This is a genomic window from Anaerotruncus colihominis, assembly GCF_010206195.1.
GTDB lineage: Bacteria > Bacillota > Clostridia > Oscillospirales > Ruminococcaceae > Anaerotruncus > Anaerotruncus colihominis_A.
This window is the reverse complement of sequence record NZ_VIQT01000009.1, coordinates 479,872-498,905: the sequence shown is the minus strand read 5'-3', so window position 1 is coordinate 498,905 and position 19,034 is coordinate 479,872. Positions and strand designations below refer to the sequence as shown.

Genomic DNA, 19,034 nt, shown 5'->3' with positions numbered 1-19,034 from the left:
GTAAAGTAATGTATGAGTGAAGGAGTGTATGTGATGAACAGAAAAACGGAGAATACAGCAATTAAAATGGGTGTCTATTATATGATTCTTTCTGCACGCAGCGGCAAGGCCATAACTGCTTGTCCGAACAATCGAATTGAAATGCACGGTGTTTCCGGAAATGACAACCAATTGTGGAGTTTTGAACAGGTTGAGGGCAATATCTGGCAGATTGTCAGCAAGCCGACCAAAGATGTTATGGATGTCATCCTTTCCGGCAGTGAAAACGGTGCGCAGATTCATTTGTGGGAGGATGTTGGAGCCGATAACCAGAAGTGGATTCTTGAGTCGGTCGGCGACGGCCTGTGCAAAATTGTCTCTGAGCTGTCCAGACGCTGCCTCGATGTTGTGGGCATGTCAATAGAGGATGGAGCGGGCATTCAGATTTGGGATTATATGGGTGGCGACAATCAGCAGTGGAAGATCGTGGATCCGGCTGCACCGGCTGTTGAAAAACCAGCAAAGAAAACGGCCGCTTCGTCCGCAAAAAAATCCGCTGCAAAGACAGCCGGGAAACCTGCTGCCAAAACAGCGAAAACAGCATCCAAACCGGCGGCTGAAAAGGTCGTAAAGCCTGCGAAAACACAGACGAAGGCGGCCGAATCAAAGGCTGCAAAGACAGCGGCAAAAGCGGTTCAGAAGGATGCTCCAAAGGCCGACAACGAAAAGAAAGGCGAATGACTTTAAATCCGCGGACCAATACATGGCCCGCGGATTTTTTGGTAGGGATTAGCCGCCTTTGAGATTTTGTCAAATACGTTGTAAGAGTCGCAGGGGATATTTAACATCATAAGGATATGCGACAGAAGAACGTATTTTGTGATTAGATGATGTCGTTCTGTGCTTGACGAAGGGTAACTGTATGGTATAATAACCGCAAAGCGGTTATTATACCAGATTATGGCCAGGGCGATACGCGGGCGCAGCCCGCTGCCGCCCTGATGGCCAATTATACCATGCCGCTTCGCGGACATGGTATAATAGCCGCAAAGCTTATGGCCAGGGCGATACGCGGGCGTGGCCCGCTGCCGCCCAAATGGCCAATTATATCATGCCGCTTCGCGGGCATAGAACAGTAACCATGAAACGATACCGTCTTTTACGATGGAATGTAAAAAGAAACGGAGTTTATTATGACATTAAAACGGTATGATGCGATCGTCGTCGGAAGCGGCTTTGCAGGAGCAGTAACAGCGCGTGAACTGGCCGAGCAGGGCGGCGCACAGGTGCTTGTGCTGGAGCAGCGGCCGCATATCGGCGGAAACGCGTACGATTGTTTGGATGCGGCGGGAGTACGCATACATTGTTATGGCCCGCATATTTTTCATACAAATGACGAACATGTTTATCGTTATCTCAGCCGTTTTACAGAGTGGCTGCCATACAGCCATACGGTGCTTGGAAACATTCATGGTAAGCTTGTGCCTGTACCGTTTAATCTCAATTCAATCGACGCCCTTTTCAGTACTGAAAAGGCGAGGCGCCTGGAACAGCGCCTCGTGGAACAATATGGCGCTGGCAGCCGGGTTTTCATCCATACATTGAGGCAGGCCGACGATCCGGAGCTTTCGGAGCTTGCGTCATTTATCTTCGAAAATGTATTTGCCCGTTACACAGAAAAGCAGTGGGGTACGCCGCCGGATGCGGTTGATCCGTCTGTTTTGTCGCGTGTGCCAATACTTGTTTCACGCGATAACCGGTATTTTCAGGATCGTTTTCAGGGAATTCCGCGGGATGGCTATACGGCGTTGTTTGAATGTTTGCTCGACCATCCCGGCATAGAGGTGCGTTTAGGCATCGACGCGCGTTCCATGCTTGATATTTCAACAGCCGGCGTCCGGTTCGAAGACGCTCCATTTGAAGGAGTGGTCGTCTATACAGGCGCGCTTGATGAACTCCTTGGCTGTTCGCTTGGACGTTTACCATACCGCACATTGGATTTCCAGTTTGAAACACTTCCGGTTACTTGGTATCAGCCATGCGCTACAGTCAACTATACGGTTGATCAGCCTTTTACAAGAATTACGGAATTTAAATATTTTTCTGCACAAAAAATTGAAAATAAGACCACTATTGTTAAGGAGTTTGCGCGCGACTATACCGGTGGCAGCGGGGAAATCCCCTATTATGCTGTGCTTGGTGAAAAAAGCGCAGCGCTTTATGCCCATTATTTGAAGCAAATTGCTGGTCTGTCTCGTTTTTATCTTATAGGAAGGCTGGCGGAATATCAATATTATAATATGGACGCAATTGTTGGACAGGCGCTTTCGCGTTCAAAGAAAATTTTACAGGATTTGGAGGGTTCTGTTTGAAGCTGATAACATTCGCTGTGCCATGCTACAATTCCCAGGCGTATATGGATCACTGCATATCGACGTTGTTGGCCTGTGGCGGTGCAGAGGATATTGAAATTATCCTTGTGGACGATGGCTCAACGGATGACACAGGACATATCGCCGATGCATATCGTGAAAAATATCCGGATATTGTCCATGTGATCCATCAGGAAAACGGCGGACATGGAGAAGGCGTCAACCAGGGGATCCGAAATGCGTCAGGCCTGTACTATAAAGTCGTCGATTCGGATGACTGGGTTGATGTAGCGAGCGTCAAGCGTTTGCTGGCGGTTATGCGCGGCCATATCAGGGATGGAAAACGGATTGACCTGTACCTGTGCAACTACGTTTATGAGCATGAGGAGCAGGGGAGCCGTGTGATGCGTTATCGCAGAACGCTGCCGCGCAACCGTATTTTTGGCTGGTCGGAGACAAAGGCGTTCAAGCCTTGGCAGTATCTGCTCATGCATACGATGGTTTACCGCACGGCGCTGCTGCGCGCCTGTGATCTCGAGCTGCCGAAACACACATTTTATGTAGACAATCTGTTTGCATATATTCCTTTGGCGCATGTCAAGACGCTTTATTACATTGATACCGATCTGTATCGTTATTATATTGGACGCGCCGACCAGTCGGTCAACGAAGCGGTGATGATCCGCCGCGTCGACCAACAGTTGCTCATAACGCGTTTGATGATCCGGGCATATAAAAGTGATGATCTCAAGCGTCTCAACCGCAAGCTTGCACACTACATGTTTAACTATGTCACGATGATGATGACCATTTCAACCATCCTGTTGACACTGGATGGCAGCGACGCCGCATTGCAGAAGCGTGTTGATATCTGGCGATATCTGAAGACGGAAAATCCGGATTGGTATGCGCCGATCCGCTATCGGTCTGTTGCCACATTTGTCAATTTCCCAGGTGAATTTGGACGGCGGCTGAGCATTGGCAACTATCGTTTAGCCCGTCGTGTGTATAAATTCAACTGAAAGGGCCGCTTCGCATAAACGGTCAAAATGATATTGGAGGCGTTGCGATGAAAGCGATCGGAGATTTTTTGTATAAGTATCGGCATGCGGCTTTGTTGCTGTATTTCATTCCATATATGCTGTGGTTTGGATGGCTTCAGCAAAATGTGCGTCCGGTGGTGTGGGTGTGCTCATGGATTGACGGCTATATCCCATTTTTAGAGGTATTTGTAATTCCGTATTTGATCTGGTTTTTCTACATTGCCGCGGCGATGGCATATTTTTTGTTTCAGTCGCGCACAGAGTTTTTAAAGCTGTGCACTTTTCTGTTCACAGGCATGACCATTTGTCTGTTGATTTACACCATTCTTCCCAATGGTCAGTTTCTGCGTCCGCTTATATTTAAACGGGATAATATTTTTACCGATCTGGTACGGACGATTTATTTGCTGGATCCGTCCTTCAACGTCTGCCCGAGCATCCATTGTCTTAATTCGATCGGAGCTCACATTGCAATCCACCGGTCACAGATTGGTCAGCGCAGCCGTGCGGTCCGCTATGGTTCGGGCGTTCTGATGGTTTTGATCTGTCTTTCCACGGTGTTTATTAAACAGCATTCGATCATCGATGTGGTGGCAGCTGTCATTTTGAGCATTCCGCTTTATCTGTTGGCATACCGTTTCGATCAAATCCGTGATCATTTTGTACAGCGCCGCGCGCACCGCCTCTCACGAGGTCCCGCATAATCATAAACAGCGCCGGCCCCCAATGGGGCCGGCGCTGTTATTTATATATCGAACGCGTTCTATATTTCATAATCGGCGACAACGCGCTCGGTGATGACCTTATGGATAAATTCACGCATTTTCAGATGCTCCGGATGACAGTCATACGCTTTCAGGGCCTCCATGGAAGCGAATTCGGAGTAGAGGACAAGGTCAGAGCCCTTCGGATTGACATTGACGCCAACCTCCAGATGAATGATTCCGTCAATAACGTCCTTTAAAGACTCCAGCCCCTTCTTGATGCGGCGTGCGTTTTCATCGCGGGAATTACCCTCAGCGACATCCTCAAGGTTCCACATAACAATATGCTTGATCATATGTAATCTCCCCTTTTTTGATGCTGTAGGGCAGAATGCAAGGCAAACCACCCCAGATCAATTGATTGATATTACATACTCTATCATAAACAATTGGTTAGGGCAATATCCATTCCGATTTCAGGAATTATTCTCAAAATCGGAATCGGGACGAATTCCATATTTTTCAAGCTTTTTATAAAGCGTAGAGGTGGCAATGCCAAGATGACGCGCGGCGTTTTTTTTCCCATTTGTGTCAAATCCGTATACACGCAGCGCGCATAAAATTGCCTGCCGTTCCGCCTGCTCAAGCGTGGGGACCGAACCGGCGCCAACTGCGCCGGCCGGATGCTCACGCAGCGCGTCCGGCAAGGTTGCACAGGTCAGCACGCCCGATGAATCCATCATATTAATCATAAACTCAATTGTATTTTCCAACTCGCGGACGTTTCCTGGCCATGCATAGCGGCGAAGCGTTTTCATCACATCAACGTCTACACGGCGCACACGCTTTTGGAAGCGGTCGCTGTACCGGCGGATCATGAGCGCCGCCAGATCGTCAACATCCTCGGGCCGTTCACGCAGCGGCGGAATTTTTAACGGGATAACGTTGAGCCGGTAGTAAAGATCCTCACGGAATTTATTTTCACGGATGGCACGCAACAAGTCCTTGTTGGTAGCGGCGATCACGCGGATATCGACTTTAATCTGGTTATTGGAGCCGATGCGCGTAATTGTGCGCTCCTGGAGCACGCGCAGGAGCTTGGCCTGTAAATACAGCGGCATATCCCCGATTTCATCGAGGAACAGTACGCCGTGGTTAGCCAGTTCAAATTTTCCCATGCGTCCACCGGGATTCGCGCCGGTGAACGCGCCCTTGACATAACCGAACAGCTCGCTTTCAAGGAGCGCCTCAGGGATAGCGGCGCAGTTGAGCGCCACAAACATTTCATCCTTGCGCTCACTGGCTTTCCAGATGGCGTTGGCGACCAATTCCTTACCGGTACCGCTTTCGCCTGTGATCAGCACAGTGGACATCGACTGCGCAACCTGTAAAATCCGTTCTTTCAAGTGCAGGGTCGCGGGGGAAGCGCCAACGATTTTGTCAAGCGATTGTTCAAATGTGCTGCTTGTCAGCTCATAAACATCATTTTGCATCTGCCCTTTTTCACGGAACAGCAAGACCTGTATAGCGTCGGCTGTACCGACATACATCGGATACAGCTCACCCATGATGGAATAGCTGTACCCCAACAATTCCATGCGGTACTCTGTGATACCATGGATGCTGTCGCCTGTAGAATGCAGCCGGACCTGCGTGCCAAGACAGCTTTCCGGAAGCTGTAGATTCTTGCAGGCGGCAGAATTGGCGCTGCGTACATAAAAATCATCCGTTAAAATCAAAACGCACTGGTCAATGCTGTCAAGGATTTGCGTAAGCGTGTCGGTGTAGATGCGGATCATCTGCATCTGCGTGTTTTCCTGTGCCTTTTTGGAGATGAGGTCGGCGATCTGTTCAACGAAATGGATATAGCTGTCAAGCTTTTCGAGCAGTATATCGCGCTGACGTTCAGTAAAGGCCATCAGCCCGATGACGCCTTCCACATGGCCCGCCAGCCGGATGGGAGCAGCAATCTCGATGGTTTCGGTACAGGAGTCTCTGTTGGCGCAGGCGCGGCAGATTTCATCGCGCCCGGGATTATAAACGACAATGGGCCGCGCGTCTTCAAGAACGCGCTCATATATACTCGCCCGGCTGCGCATACTTTCGCCGGTACGCAGGGCATAAAATCCGGACCCTGCGACACGGATATAGTCGCGGTCCATAATATCGACGTTGACGCCTGTGACCTCTGAAATGACATCTGCAAATTCGATTACAGTATTCTGGATTGCAAGCAGTGCGCTGGGAGCCATGGTCAGAACCTCCTGCCGGCCAGTTCTTAAAATCGGAATTTTATGGACAATTTTATGATACCCCAAAAAGAAGGGTTCGTCAACCAGAAGCAAAAAATTGGAAAGACAGGCAAGAGCGCGTTGAGAAAACAAGAAAATATCGGGTGGGAGAGAAAAAATTTATAATTTTTTGTATAAATCGAGATGTTTGGCATGGATTTTGCTGTATAATAGAGCGGTACATCAAAAGCAAAATTTTTCGGAAGGAGTGAAACTATGGACCAAAAAGTATATGATACATATGTATCGATTCTGAAAAGCGAGCTGGTGCCGGCGCTCGGTTGCACGGAGCCAATCGCGATTGCGTATGCGTCCGCCAAGGCGCGCGACGTGCTCAGTGAAATGCCCGAGCGGCTGGAGCTGTGGTGCAGCGGAAACATCATCAAAAATGTCAAGGGCGTTGTCGTGCCCAATTCAGGCGGCCTGTATGGCATTGATGTTGCGGGTATCCTGGGGTTGGTCGGCGGAAATCCTAATAAAGAGCTGGAAGTGCTCGAATCGGTCACACAGGCGGATATCGACCGTACAAAAGAGCTTTTGCAGGAGGATTTCTGTTCGTGCCATCTGGTCGAAAACGTGGAGAACCTGTTCATTATCGCAAAAGTTTTTAAAGGCAAACACAGTGCCGAGGTGGAAATTGCAAACCGCCATACGAATATCACGCGCATTGTGAAGGACGGCGAGGAATGGGATGTCGGCAAGCATGCGGAGCTTGCGCCGCATCAGGCGGTTAAGCTTGATAAGTCGCTGCTAAACGTCAAGGATATCCTGGAATTTGCAGATTGCGTCAAAATTGACGATGTCCGCGAGGTGCTCGACCGCCAGATCGAGATGAACAGCGCAATTTCAAAGGAAGGGCTTTCCGGCGATTATGGCGCGGAGGTTGGAAAAACACTGCTCAAGTATTATGGAAACGACGTCAAAATCCGCGCGCGTGCCGCAGCAGCGGCTGGAAGCGACGCGCGTATGGGCGGCTGCTCGCTCCCGGTCGTTATCAATTCCGGAAGCGGCAATCAGGGCATGACGGTTTCGCTGCCGGTGATTGAATATGCCAAAGAGCTTGGTGTTTCACATGAAAAGCTTTACAGGGCGCTGGCGGTCAGCAATCTGATTTCAATCCATCAGAAAAAGTATATCGGAAGCCTTTCGGCATACTGCGGCGCGGTCAGCGCCGCCTGTGGAAGCGGCGCGGCAATCACATATCTGTATGGCGGCGATCTGGACGATGTGTCGATGACAATCACCAATACAATTGCGAATGTCGGGGGAATCGTCTGCGACGGAGCGAAATCCTCTTGCGCGGCAAAGATTGCGTCGGCGGTGGATGCGGCGGTGATGGCCCACTGTATGACGGAAAACTCCAAGACATTCCACGCCGGCGAAGGGCTTGTCAAGGATGATGTCGAGGGCACAATTGAAAGCCTCGGCCGGGTTGGCCGTGAAGGAATGAAAGCCACAGATATTGAAATCCTGAATATAATGATTGAAAAATAAATGCGCCGGACAGCTTTGACGCAGATGCTTTTTAGGGAAGAGAGCGCGTTTTGTGGTGCGTGCTGCAGGAGCCGGACAGAGTCCAGCCGCGAAGCTGAAAAAAGGGAGGACTTGATATGGGTCGTGCGTTCTTGCGGGATTTCCTGATGATCAGCGATGTGAAAACGATCGTATTTCTGATTGTTTTGGCGGCGCTGTTCTACCTGATTCATGTGCTGTACCGGAAAAAGCATATGGATTTTGCCGCGGTTGTTATGATCGGAACCGGCATCGGTCTGGTGCTTGGCCTTGTCATCCAGGTGGTCGCCGGATTTCCGGACAATCCGATGGAGGTTACGTTTGTCAGCGAGACAACGACCTGGTATTCGCTGTTTGGCAACGGCTTTATTGACCTGATCAAGATGCTGGTCGTGCCGCTCGTTATGGTGTCGATCACACAGGTCATCATCAACATGCAGGAAGGCCGCGATATGGGCCGCCTTGTCAAAGTGACCATCATCACCACGATGACAATGGTTGCCATCGCAGCGGCCGTCGGCGTGGCGCTCGGTATGGCCTTTAATGTCGGAGCCGGCGGCATTGCGGAGGGTACCGCCGAAATTAAAGAGGTTTCCTCCATCGTTTCCACACTGCGCGGCCTGATCCCGGCGAATATTGTGACCGGCATGGTAAACAGCAATATCATCGGATTGGTGCTTTTCTCCGCCATCTTTGGTTACGCGGCTTGGTGGGTCGGCAAGGAATTTCCGCAATTCGGCGAGCCGATGTTCAATGTAATCAACGGCTTTCATAAGACGATGATCAATATGGCAAATCTGATTCTGGATTATATGCCGTTTGCCGTTATGGCGCTCCTGGCCAACACCATTGCGCAGAGAGGCGTTGCGAGTATCATCGAAGTCGGAAAATTTATCGTCGTGCTGTATCTGGCGGTTGCGATTCAATTTGTGATTCAGCTGGCCGCGCTGGCGGTTCATAGCATCAATCCGGTATTCTATCTGAAAAAATCGGTTGAATGCATGCTGCTTGCCTTTACGTCCCGTTCCAGCGTCGGCTGCCTGCCTATGACAATCGAAACGCTTAACAAGCGTCTCGGCGTTGATGAGGGTACAGCCAGCTTCGTGGCTGGTTTCGGCACGACTGCCGGTATGCAGGGCTGTGCCGGCGTGTTCCCGTCGCTGCTCATTATCTATGTTGCAAACGTTACCGGTACGCCGATCGATGTGACGCTGATTGTCATGACGATTATCGTTGTCACAATTGGTTCCCTCGGCATCGCCGGTATCCCCGGCACCGCGACCATGGCCGCCTCGGTCGGTCTGTCCGGCGTTGGAATGGCCTCCTCGTTCGCGATGGTCAGCCCGATCCTTGCGATCGATCCGCTGATCGACATGGGCCGTACCTGGCTGAACGTTACCGGATCGATTGTAAACGCTCTAATCGTTGACAAACGTGTCGGCACCTTTGATGCGAAGGCTTATCAGGACATGAGCCTCAAGCAGGAGAAATCGAAGCCTAAGGGTTGAACAACAGGCAGTCCGGCAATCAATCTAAACAGAAAAGAGGAATCCGTATGCATTGTGAATACACACCCAAGGGCGTCTGCCCGTCGAAGCTCGAATTTGATCTCAACGGCGACGTTGTGACCAACATCAAGTTTACAGACGGCTGCGACGGCAATCTCAAGGCGCTCAGTGCTGTCGTGAATGGAATGACCGTTTCGCAGATCGAACAGTATTTCAGCAATATCACCTGCGGCAGCAACACAACCTCCTGCTCAATGCAGTTGGCGCATGCCGTGCGTGAAAAGTACAATGAACTGAATGCATAAATATAAATAAAGAAGCGCCGGACATTCGGTCCGGCGCTTCTTTATGTGGAAAATATACGTAGCTTTCGCAGGTTATCTGTGCTATAATATGTCATCGCGGCCTTGAATTGATGGAGGGAGGAAGAAGTTTGAACCGACAGATTAAAACAAGCACGCTTTTGCGGCGTTTCGCCCCGTATTTTAAAAAGTACAGGGGGGTGTTGGCGCTTGATTTGTTCTGTGCGTCTCTGACGACGGTCTGCGAACTGGTACTGCCGTTGATGGTACGCTTTATCACGGAGCGCGGCATGAACGATATGGCAAGTCTGACCGTTGCGCTTGTGCTGAAAATCGGAGGGCTTTATCTGGTGCTGCGTATCATCGACGCGGCGGCCAACTACTATATGCAGAATATCGGCCATGTGATGGGCGCTTATATCGAAACAGATATGCGCCGCGACCTGTTTGAGCATTTGCAGAAGCTTCCGTTTTCCTATTACGACCACACCAAAATAGGTCAGCTGATGGCGCGCATTACAAGCGACCTGTTCGATGTAACGGAATTCGCGCACCACTGTCCGGAGGAATATTTTATCGCGGCTCTGAAAATCATCGTGTCGTTTGTAATTCTGGCAAATACGAATCTGGTTCTTACGCTGATTATTTTTTCTCTGCTGCCGGTTATGCTCTTATGCACAATGTATTTCAATACGCGTATGCGCCGCGCGTTTAAAAAATCGCGTAACCAGATCGGCGAACTGAACGCGCAGGTCGAGGACAGCCTGCTTGGCGTGCGCGTCGTCAAATCCTTCGCAAACGAATCCATTGAGGAGGAAAAATTCAGCCAAGGCAACGGGCGGTTCCTTGATATCAAAAAGGAGCAGTACTTTTATATGGCCGGCTTTAACAGCATGACGCGCATTTTTGATGGGCTGATGTATGTGGCGGTGCTTGTTGCGGGTGCGCTGTTCATGATCGATGGCAAGATTACGGCCGGCGATTTGATGGCGTATCTTTTGTATGTGACGGCGCTGCTGACATCCATCCGCCGTATTGTGGAATTTACCGAACAATTCCAGCGCGGTATGACCGGGATTGAACGGTTTACCGAGGTCATTGACGCGCCGGTCGATATCAAAAACGCGCCGGCGGCGCTGCCGCTTGGAGATGTCCGGGGAGATATCGCCTTTGAGCACGTGAATTTCCATTATTCGGACGATGAGCATTGCGTGCTTTCCGATATCAATCTGCATGTACATCCAGGCGACAGCGTGGCGTTGGTCGGTCCATCCGGCGGCGGTAAATCGACGCTTTGCAATCTGATCCCGCGGTTTTATGACGTTACGGCGGGCCGCATTCTGATCGATGGGAGGGATATCCGCGATCTGACGCTCGATTCGCTGCGGCGCAATGTCGGCGTTGTGCAGCAGGATGTCTACCTGTTTGCGGGCAGCGTTTATGAGAATATCGCGTATGGTCGTCCCGGCGCGACGCGCGAGGAGGTCACCGAGGCGGCGCGTCTGGCCGGCGCGCATAATTTTATTATGGAGTTCCCGGATGGGTACGATACCTATGTCGGGGAGCGCGGGGCGCGCTTGTCCGGCGGTCAAAAGCAGCGTATCAGCATTGCGCGCGTGTTTTTGAAAAACCCGCCGATCCTGATTCTTGATGAAGCGACCTCCGCGCTTGACAATGAGAGCGAACGCATTGTACAGCAGTCGCTTGAGCAGCTCGCCCGCGGACGGACTACCTTTACGATTGCACACCGTCTGACAACGATCCGCGGCGCGCAGCTGATCCTTGTTTTGACCGAGGACGGCATCGCAGAGCAGGGAACGCACGCTGAACTGATGGAAAAGGGCGGCCTGTATCATCGTCTGTACAGCATGTACACAGAGATGTAGACGGGAGGAGTATGGATGATCAGGGATATGACGGTCGGAAGCCCGTCAAAAATCATCATAGGATTTGCGCTGCCAATGATCTTTGGCAATATCTTTCAGCAGATGTATAATATCGTCGACTCCGTTGTGGTCGGGAATTTTGTCGGCTCCAACGCGCTTGCCGCAGTTGGAGCCGCATATCCGTTTACATTCCTGTTCATCGCATTTGCAACGGGCGCGTCTATCGGCTGTTCGGTTGTGATTTCGCAGTTTTATGGCGCGGGACGCTGCCTCGAAATGAAATCCTCCATATTCACGGCGCTGACATCGATGGCGGCGGCGAGTGTTCTGCTTATGGTGATTGGTCTGCCGATTTGCGGGCCTGTGCTGCGCCTGATGGATACGCCTGCAGATATCTATACCGACGCGTGCGATTATCTGCGGATTTATGTGTTAAGCGTTGTGTTCATGTTTTTGTACAACACTGCGACAGCAGCGTTTAACGCCCTTGGAGACAGCCGCACCCCGCTTTATTTGCTTGCGTTTTCTTCGGCGCTTAATATCGGGCTTGATTTGGTGTTTGTGATCCGCTGCGCGATGGGCGTGACAGGCGTCGCCTGGGCGACGCTGATCGCTCAGGCGGCAGCTTCGGTTTTGGCGCTGACCATTTTAATGCGCCGCCTGTATACAATCAAGTGCGAAGGTCGCCCGCGCTTATTTGAGGCGGCGCGTTTGCGGCATATCTGCCGGATCGCCGTGCCGTCGGTCGTCCAGCAATCGATCGTATCGATGGGTTTTTTGTTCGTACAGGCGCTTGTCAACCGCTATGGGCCGGCCGTCATCGCCGGCTATACGGCTGCGACCAAAATTGACAGCATCGCTATTATGCCGATGCTCAATGTCGGCAACGCCGTTTCGTCGTTTACAGCGCAGAACATCGGCGCAGGAAAACCGGAACGCGTGCGGCGCGGGCTTCGTACCGCTATTTTGCTGACCGTGGTGATCGGCGGACTGACGGCGATTGTGCTGTGGCTGTTTGGCGCACGGTTTGTCGGGCTGTTCGTCGATACAGTTTCCAACCAAAATGTGATTCGAGCAGGGGTCGAATACCTGACGGTTGTGTCCGTGTTCTATACAGTGATGGGAATTATGAGCGATTTTAACGGCGTATTGCGCGGGGCGGGCGATATGCGTGTCTTTATGGCAAGCACGTTGATGAATTTTTTTACACGCGTGACGATGGCCTATCTTCTGGCGGCTGTGATGGGTGAAGCCGCGATCTGGTGGTCAATCCCGATGGGCTGGACCGTTGGGCTGCTGATCTCCGGAGTGCGGTTTTTTACCGGTGGTTGGAAAAATAAATCGATTGTGAAGGATGCGCCGGTATAAAGGCGGCCTGCTTTTGCAAATGGCCTTGAAACTGGCGGGGGAGACAGAGTTCATGACAGGAAAAAACGCGGCGCGCGCCCGGCGCGCCGAAATCCGTTCGGAATATTTCAGATACCTGATCCCGACAATCATTGGGCAGGTAGCGCATTGCTGCTATTGTCTGGCCGATGTGTTTTTTGTCGGTCTTGGCGTCGGCAAGGATGGTTTGGCGGCGCTCAATGTTGCGCTGCCAATTTTTACGGTTTACACAACATTTTCGATCATGGTCGGCGTGGGCGCTGCGACAACCATCTCTGTATGCCGCGGCCGCGGCGAGGAGGAGAATGTCAACCGTATATTTACGATGGCGGTTGTGACGGTTCTGATTCTGGGGGCGCTGCTGTCCGTATTTGGGATGCTTTTTCTGCGCGAGATAGCCTATTTATTCGGCGCGACAGACCTGATTGTAGACCATGTGGTCGATTACCTCGCTCCAATCAGCCCGTTCAGTTTTATCTATATGCTCTCAAGCTCCATGTGCGTCATTGTGCGCAGCGACGGGAACCCGCGCCTTGTGATGGTTGCCGCCACTACGGGAAATATATTGAACATTGTGCTCGATTATGTGTTCGTGCTGCCGCTTAATATGGGGACATTCGGCGCGGGGCTTGCGACGATTATTGGACCGGTTGTGACATGCCTGCTACTGAGTCTGCATTTTCTGCGGCATTATAATCAGGTCCATTTTACCCGGCGCTTTTTTTCGCCGCGGCTTTTTGTCCGCATGGTGCGCAATGGGGCCGGTTCCGGCGTGCTGGAAACGTCGTCCGGCTTTGTGATTTTGATGTTCAACCTGACGCTGCTGCGTGTCAGCGGTGAAACAGCCGTTGCGATTTTTTCAATTATTTCAAACATCGGCTATGTTGGCAAGGGCATTTTCAACGGTATGGCGCAGGCAGCGCAGCCAATCATCAGCATCAGTTATGGCAGCGGCACATATGGGCGCATGAAAACGGTCAACCGTTTTGCCATGCTCACGGCGCTCGGGTTTTCTCTGGCTGTGTTCGGGCTGATTGTGCTGTTCCCTGGGCAGATCATCACACTGTTTATTTCAAGCGACGCGCAGATCATAGCCATGGGCGCGCCTGCCGTTGTCCTGTACTTTTTGTCCCTGCCGTTTACCGGACTCAACACCATATTGATGTATTATTTCCAATCCACCGAACATGCACGTATTACGGCACTGATCGCCGTACTGCGCGGTATTGTGCTGGTATATGCCGCACTGTGGATTTTTTCGTCTCTGTGGGGACTTACAGGCGTATGGCTGGCGCTGTTTGCTGCGGAGGCGCTTACATTTCTTGCCTTTTATCCGGTCAAATTGCATCTGGATGCGCGTTTGTCGGACGGTAAAATAGTATGACAAGTGGTATTAGTTTACAAAATCGTGTACAGACGCCAACGCATTTTAAAAGATGTCTCCAATCTTTTAAAATCCCTTTATTTTCAATTGAAATGCGTCGGGATTTCATGTAAACTGGAAGTATCTTTTTGCGGGAGGTGGCGGTGGGATGCGGCGCTTTCAGATCTGCGGACAGAAAAATCGGAGCGGATGGGCCGCCGCTGGTTTGGCGGCCCATCGACATCCATAGGGTTTTTGCAGGTTGCGAATCAATCGCAGCCTGTTTTCATTTACAGAAAATGGCGGTTTTCGCCGATGGAAAGGGACGATCTGATTATGGCTGAGAAAAAAGTTGCGGTCGTAATGGGCAGCGATAGCGATCTGGGCGTGGTGCGCGCCGCGATCGATACGCTCAAAAGCTTTGGGATCGGCGTACAGGCGCGCGTGATCAGTGCGCATCGGACGCCGCAGGAGGCTGCCGCCTTCGCATCAGGCGCGCGTGAAAACGGTTTTTCGGTCATCATTGCCGCCGCGGGTAAGGCGGCCCACCTGGCCGGTGTGCTTGCAGCGCATACGACGCTGCCGGTGATCGGTATCCCGATCAAATCATCGGCACTCGACGGGCTGGATGCGCTGCTCGCAACCGTGCAGATGCCGGGCGGCATCCCCGTTGCGACGGTCGCGATCGACGGCGCGCAAAACGCGGCGATCCTGGCCGCGCAGATCATCGGCATCACGGATGCGGAGATCGCCTACAAGCTTTCCGTGCGCCGCGAGGAGATGCGCCGCAAGGTGGCAGAAAAGGACGAAAAGCTACGTGAACAGCTCCGCTGACAGGCGGGCTTTGAAGGAAAATACAAATGCACAGTGGAGGTAAAAATGGAAAAGCTCGAACAGCTCTATGAGGGCAAGGCGAAAAAGGTTTTTAAAACGGACGATCCCGAGGCGTATATCGTTTCCTACAAGGACGACGCCACAGCCTTCAACGGGCAGAAAAAGGGTACCATTGCTGAAAAGGGTGTCATCAATAACCGCGTTTCCAACCACTTGATGCGTATGCTGGAGAAGGAAGGCGTCCCCACACATTTGATCAGGGAGCTGTCAGACCGCGAGACGCTTGTCAAAAAGGTGACGATTGTACCGCTTGAGGTGATTGTGCGCAATATTGCGGCCGGCTCGCTCTCTAAGCGCCTCGGCCTGCCGGAGGGTACAAAGCTCAAAAAGACGGTGCTGGAATACAGCTATAAGGACGATGAGCTTGGCGACCCGATGATCAACGACTACCATGTGTTCGCTCTGGAGCTGGCCACGCCGGAGGAGCTTTCCACGATTTCCGGTTACGCGCTGCGTATCAACGAGCTGCTGTCGGCGTACCTTAAGGATCTCAATATCGAGTTGATCGATTTTAAGCTCGAATTTGGCAAAACCTCTGATGGGACAATCATTCTCGCCGATGAAATCTCGCCCGATACCTGCCGTTTTTGGGACAGCAGGACCGGTGAAAAGCTGGACAAGGATCGTTTCCGCCGCGATATGGGCGGCGTCGAGGGCGCTTATCATGAGGTGATGCGCCGTCTGCTTGGGGAATAAACGCGGGAGGAATGCATGTTGGTGAATGGATTGCATGAGGAGTGCGGCGTTTTTGGCATCTATGAGAAGGAGCGCGCCGATGTGGCGACAAGCGCCTATTTTGCGCTGTATGCCTTGCAGCACCGCGGCCAGGAAAGTTGCGGAATCGCGGTCAACGACGACGGCGTCATCAATTGTCACAGGGATGTTGGACTGGTTCCCGAGGTGTTCAGCCGGGAGGCGCTCGATCGCCTTGGCCGCGGCAATATGGTGGTCGGCCACTGCCGCTACTCAACCACCGGAAATGTAAGCGCCATCAACGCGCAGCCGCTCGTTGTGCGCCACTGTAAGGGCGCGATGGCGCTCGCGCACAATGGGAATCTTGTCAATGCGCTCGAATTGCGCCGCCAGCTTGAAAACAACGGATCGATTTTCCACACGACAAACGACAGCGAGGTTATCAGCTATATTATCACGCGTGAACGCCTTTTGTCGCCGAGCATCGAGGAGGCGGTCGCCAAGGCGATGTATACGATCAAGGGCGCGTATTCGCTTGTCATTATGTCGCCGAAAAAGCTGATTGCCGCGCGTGATCCCAACGGGTTTCGCCCGCTCTGTATCGGCGCGACTGAAAAGGGCTATGTCTTTGCGTCGGAGAGCTGCGCGCTCGACAGCATTGGCGCGCGTTTTTTGCGCGATGTGGAGCCGGGTGAAATTGTTGTCGCCGATGAGGACGGGCTGCGCAGCATCCGTACACACTGCGGCGGAGCGAGCAGTTTTTGTGTATTTGAATACGTCTATTTTGCACGTCCTGATTCGGTTGTCAACGGCGTGAGCGTCCATGAGGCGCGCCAGCGCGCAGGCCGTATTCTGTATCGCGAGCATCCTGTCGAGGCGGACGTCGTAATCGGCGTTCCAGACAGCGGGCTTGACGCGGCGCTTGGCTTTTCGCAGGAATCCGGTATTCCGTACGGCGTCGGTTTTATCAAAAACCGCTATGTCGGGCGTACATTTATTCAGCCGACGCAGGGCCAGCGCGAGGACGCTGTGCGTATCAAACTCAATGTGATCAATGAGACGGTGCGCGGCAAGCGGGTTGTACTGATCGACGATTCCATTGTGCGCGGCACAACCTGCGGGCGCATCATAAAGCTGCTGCGTGAGGCTGGCGCGAAGGAGGTCCATTTTATGGTATCGTCTCCACCGTTTCGCAATCCGTGCTATTTTGGTACGGATATCGACAGCCGCGACAAGCTGATTGCCTGCCGGATGACGATTCCCGAGATCGCCAAATCAATCGATGTTGATTCGCTGCACTATTTGAGCGTAGATGGCGTCCGGGCGATCGCCGAGGGCGCGAACTGCGGTTTTTGTGTGGGGTGTTTTACAGGCGAATATCCGATCGATGTGCCAGGGGAGCTGCCGAAGGACAAATTTGAATGTAAAATCAGCGACAGGGACAAACGGGGTGTCAGATGATGGAAAACAGTTATTCGGAATCGTATAAAGCCGCTGGCGTGGATGTAACGGCGGGCTATCGGGCAGTCGAGCTGATGAAAGCGCATGTGGCGCGCACGATGACAAAGGGCGCGCTCGGCGGCTTGGGCGGTTTTGGTGGCCTGTTCGAGCTGGACTTATCTGATATGCCGCATCCTGTACTCTGCGCGGGGACGGACGGCGTTGGCACCAAGCTGAAAATTGCCTTTCTGCTGGATAAGCATGATACGGTCGGCATCGACTGCGTGGCAATGTGCGTCAACGATATTATCTGCTGCGGGGCAAAGCCGCTTCTGTTTCTCGACTACATCGCGTGCGGTAAAAACGTACCGGAAAGGATCGCTTCGATCGTGGCCGGCGTCGCAGAGGGCTGCGTGCAGGCAGGCTGCGTTCTAAACGGCGGCGAGACGGCCGAGATGCCCGGTTTTTACGCAGCGGACGAGTACGATTTGGCAGGCTTTGCCGTCGGTGCGGTCGACCGCGCGCGCATCCTCGATCACTCCGCTGTCGCGCCCGGGGACGCGATCATTGGAATCGCTTCAAGCGGCGTCCATTCAAATGGATTTTCGCTTGTGCGCCGCGTGTTCGATGTGGAGCGCCCCGGCGTCCTGTCTCAGCGTTACGACGACCTGGGCATGACGCTCGGCGAGGCGCTGCTTGCGCCGACGCGTATTTATGTAAAGCCCGTGCTTGCCGTGATGAAGCAGTTGACAGTCAAATCGGTCGCGCACATCACCGGCGGCGGATTTTATGAGAACATCCCGCGTTCGCTGCCTGAGGGCCGTCGTGCGATGATCTGCAAACGCCTTGTCGACCGCCTCCCGCTGTTTGAACTGATCCAGAAAACAGGGGACATCCCTGAACGCGATATGTACAACACCTTTAATATGGGTGTTGGCATGACGCTGATAGTCGGAAAGGACGACGCGCAGCGCGCCATTTCGATTCTGACTGAGAACGGCGAGAACGCCAAGGTGATCGGATATGTTGACGACGGTGAAAGGGGTGTTGAGCTGTGTTAAAGCGTATCGTCGTTCTGGTGTCCGGCGGCGGATCCAATTTGCAGGCGTTGATTGACGCACAGCACAGCGGCGTGCTCAAAAGCGGCGCAATTGTGCGCGTCATCAGTTCGAAGCCGGATGCGTTCGCGCTGACGCGGGCGGCGCGCGCCGGAATTGAAACGCAGGTGCTTTGCCCAAACGATTATGATACGCGCGCAGCGTTTGATACGGCGCTGCTTACGGCGCTTGCCGATGCGCGCGCCGATCTTGTGGTGTTGGCGGGATTTCTGTATGTCCTGGGGCCGCAGATCGTCAAGGCGTATCCGCGGCGCATCATCAATGTGCATCCGTCGCTGATCCCATCGTTTTGCGGCGACGGCTTTTATGGGTTGCGCGTGCACCGGGCAGTGCTCGATTATGGCGTCAAGGTGACGGGCGCGACGGTCCATTTTGTCAATGAAATTACGGACGGCGGCCAGATTATCCTGCAAAAAGCGGTCGACGTTCTTGAAGGAGACACGCCGGAAATACTGCAAAAGCGCGTGATGGAACAGGCTGAATGGCTGCTGCTGCCACAGGCGGCCGAGCTGGTCTGCCGTGACGCGGTGGAGGTGCGATGAG

17 protein-coding genes are annotated in these 19,034 nt (G+C 52.6%); 15 read left to right on the top strand and 2 right to left on the bottom strand.

All coding sequences use genetic code 11. The features are described from left to right. Positions 1 to 33: 33 nt before the first annotated feature. The 4 genes from FMM72_RS06565 (at position 34) to FMM72_RS06550 (ending at position 4,098) form a co-directional block, all read left to right on the top strand. The gene (locus FMM72_RS06565) at positions 34 to 720 is read left to right on the top strand and encodes an RICIN domain-containing protein (RefSeq protein ID WP_162220929.1); all 687 of its coding nucleotides are present in this window, start codon (positions 34 to 36) and stop codon (positions 718 to 720) included. Positions 721 to 1,172: 452 nt separating this feature from the next. Next, entirely contained in the window at positions 1,173 to 2,351 is a 1,179-nt protein-coding gene (glf, locus tag FMM72_RS06560; protein WP_162220928.1) for a UDP-galactopyranose mutase, read from the top strand. Further along, positions 2,348 to 3,373 (top strand): glycosyltransferase family 2 protein, encoded by a 1,026-nt coding sequence (locus tag FMM72_RS06555; RefSeq protein WP_162220927.1) that lies wholly within the window; start codon positions 2,348 to 2,350, stop codon positions 3,371 to 3,373. Before glf ends, FMM72_RS06555 begins: the two co-directional genes overlap by 4 nt. Positions 3,374 to 3,420: 47 nt before the next feature. Beyond that, the gene (locus tag FMM72_RS06550) at positions 3,421 to 4,098 is read left to right on the top strand and encodes a phosphatase PAP2 family protein (protein WP_162220926.1); all 678 of its coding nucleotides are present in this window, start codon (positions 3,421 to 3,423) and stop codon (positions 4,096 to 4,098) included. Positions 4,099 to 4,157: 59 nt separating this feature from the next. On the opposite strand, the gene FMM72_RS06545 is transcribed toward FMM72_RS06550, so the two are convergent. After that, positions 4,158 to 4,454: a Dabb family protein gene (locus FMM72_RS06545; RefSeq protein ID WP_162220925.1), complete on the bottom strand. Its 297-nt coding sequence runs from the start codon at positions 4,452 to 4,454 to the stop codon at positions 4,158 to 4,160. Positions 4,455 to 4,574: 120 nt separating this feature from the next. After that, complete coding sequence (locus FMM72_RS06540; protein WP_162220924.1) at positions 4,575 to 6,350, bottom strand: sigma-54 interaction domain-containing protein; 1,776 nt, start codon at positions 6,348 to 6,350, stop codon at positions 4,575 to 4,577. 255 nt (positions 6,351 to 6,605) lie between these two features. Here FMM72_RS06540 and FMM72_RS06535 point away from each other — a divergent pair, with 255 nt between their 5' ends. The 11 genes from FMM72_RS06535 (at position 6,606) to purN (ending at position 19,033) form a co-directional block, all read left to right on the top strand. Continuing rightward, positions 6,606 to 7,883, top strand: a complete 1,278-nt coding sequence (locus FMM72_RS06535) for a serine dehydratase subunit alpha family protein (protein WP_162220923.1) — start codon at positions 6,606 to 6,608, stop codon at positions 7,881 to 7,883. A 116-nt stretch (positions 7,884 to 7,999) separates the two neighbouring features. Beyond that, positions 8,000 to 9,409 (top strand): cation:dicarboxylate symporter family transporter, encoded by a 1,410-nt coding sequence (locus FMM72_RS06530; protein WP_162220922.1) that lies wholly within the window; start codon positions 8,000 to 8,002, stop codon positions 9,407 to 9,409. 47 nt (positions 9,410 to 9,456) lie between these two features. Further along, the gene (locus FMM72_RS06525) at positions 9,457 to 9,714 is read left to right on the top strand and encodes a TIGR03905 family TSCPD domain-containing protein (RefSeq protein WP_160209833.1); all 258 of its coding nucleotides are present in this window, start codon (positions 9,457 to 9,459) and stop codon (positions 9,712 to 9,714) included. A gap of 110 nt (positions 9,715 to 9,824) precedes the next feature. Further along, positions 9,825 to 11,597, top strand: coding sequence for an ABC transporter ATP-binding protein (locus FMM72_RS06520; RefSeq protein ID WP_160209855.1), 1,773 nt, complete (start codon positions 9,825 to 9,827; stop codon positions 11,595 to 11,597). A 15-nt stretch (positions 11,598 to 11,612) separates the two neighbouring features. Next, on the top strand, positions 11,613 to 12,965 hold the full coding sequence (locus FMM72_RS06515) for an MATE family efflux transporter (RefSeq protein WP_162220921.1): 1,353 nt from the start codon (positions 11,613 to 11,615) through the stop codon (positions 12,963 to 12,965). A 52-nt stretch (positions 12,966 to 13,017) separates the two neighbouring features. Continuing rightward, the gene (locus FMM72_RS06510; RefSeq protein ID WP_160209831.1) at positions 13,018 to 14,367 is read left to right on the top strand and encodes an MATE family efflux transporter; all 1,350 of its coding nucleotides are present in this window, start codon (positions 13,018 to 13,020) and stop codon (positions 14,365 to 14,367) included. Between the two features lie 315 nt (positions 14,368 to 14,682). Beyond that, entirely contained in the window at positions 14,683 to 15,180 is a 498-nt protein-coding gene (purE, locus tag FMM72_RS06505) for a 5-(carboxyamino)imidazole ribonucleotide mutase (RefSeq protein WP_243151635.1), read from the top strand. A gap of 45 nt (positions 15,181 to 15,225) precedes the next feature. Beyond that, positions 15,226 to 15,936: a phosphoribosylaminoimidazolesuccinocarboxamide synthase gene (gene purC / locus FMM72_RS06500; RefSeq protein ID WP_160209829.1), complete on the top strand. Its 711-nt coding sequence runs from the start codon at positions 15,226 to 15,228 to the stop codon at positions 15,934 to 15,936. A gap of 15 nt (positions 15,937 to 15,951) precedes the next feature. Further along, complete coding sequence (gene purF / locus FMM72_RS06495) at positions 15,952 to 17,394, top strand: amidophosphoribosyltransferase (protein ID WP_162220920.1); 1,443 nt, start codon at positions 15,952 to 15,954, stop codon at positions 17,392 to 17,394. Next, on the top strand, positions 17,391 to 18,434 hold the full coding sequence (purM, locus tag FMM72_RS06490) for a phosphoribosylformylglycinamidine cyclo-ligase (protein ID WP_162220919.1): 1,044 nt from the start codon (positions 17,391 to 17,393) through the stop codon (positions 18,432 to 18,434). Before purF ends, purM begins: the two co-directional genes overlap by 4 nt. After that, positions 18,428 to 19,033: a phosphoribosylglycinamide formyltransferase gene (purN, locus tag FMM72_RS06485; protein WP_160209826.1), complete on the top strand. Its 606-nt coding sequence runs from the start codon at positions 18,428 to 18,430 to the stop codon at positions 19,031 to 19,033. Before purM ends, purN begins: the two co-directional genes overlap by 7 nt. The last annotated feature ends 1 nt before the right edge of the window (position 19,034 follow it).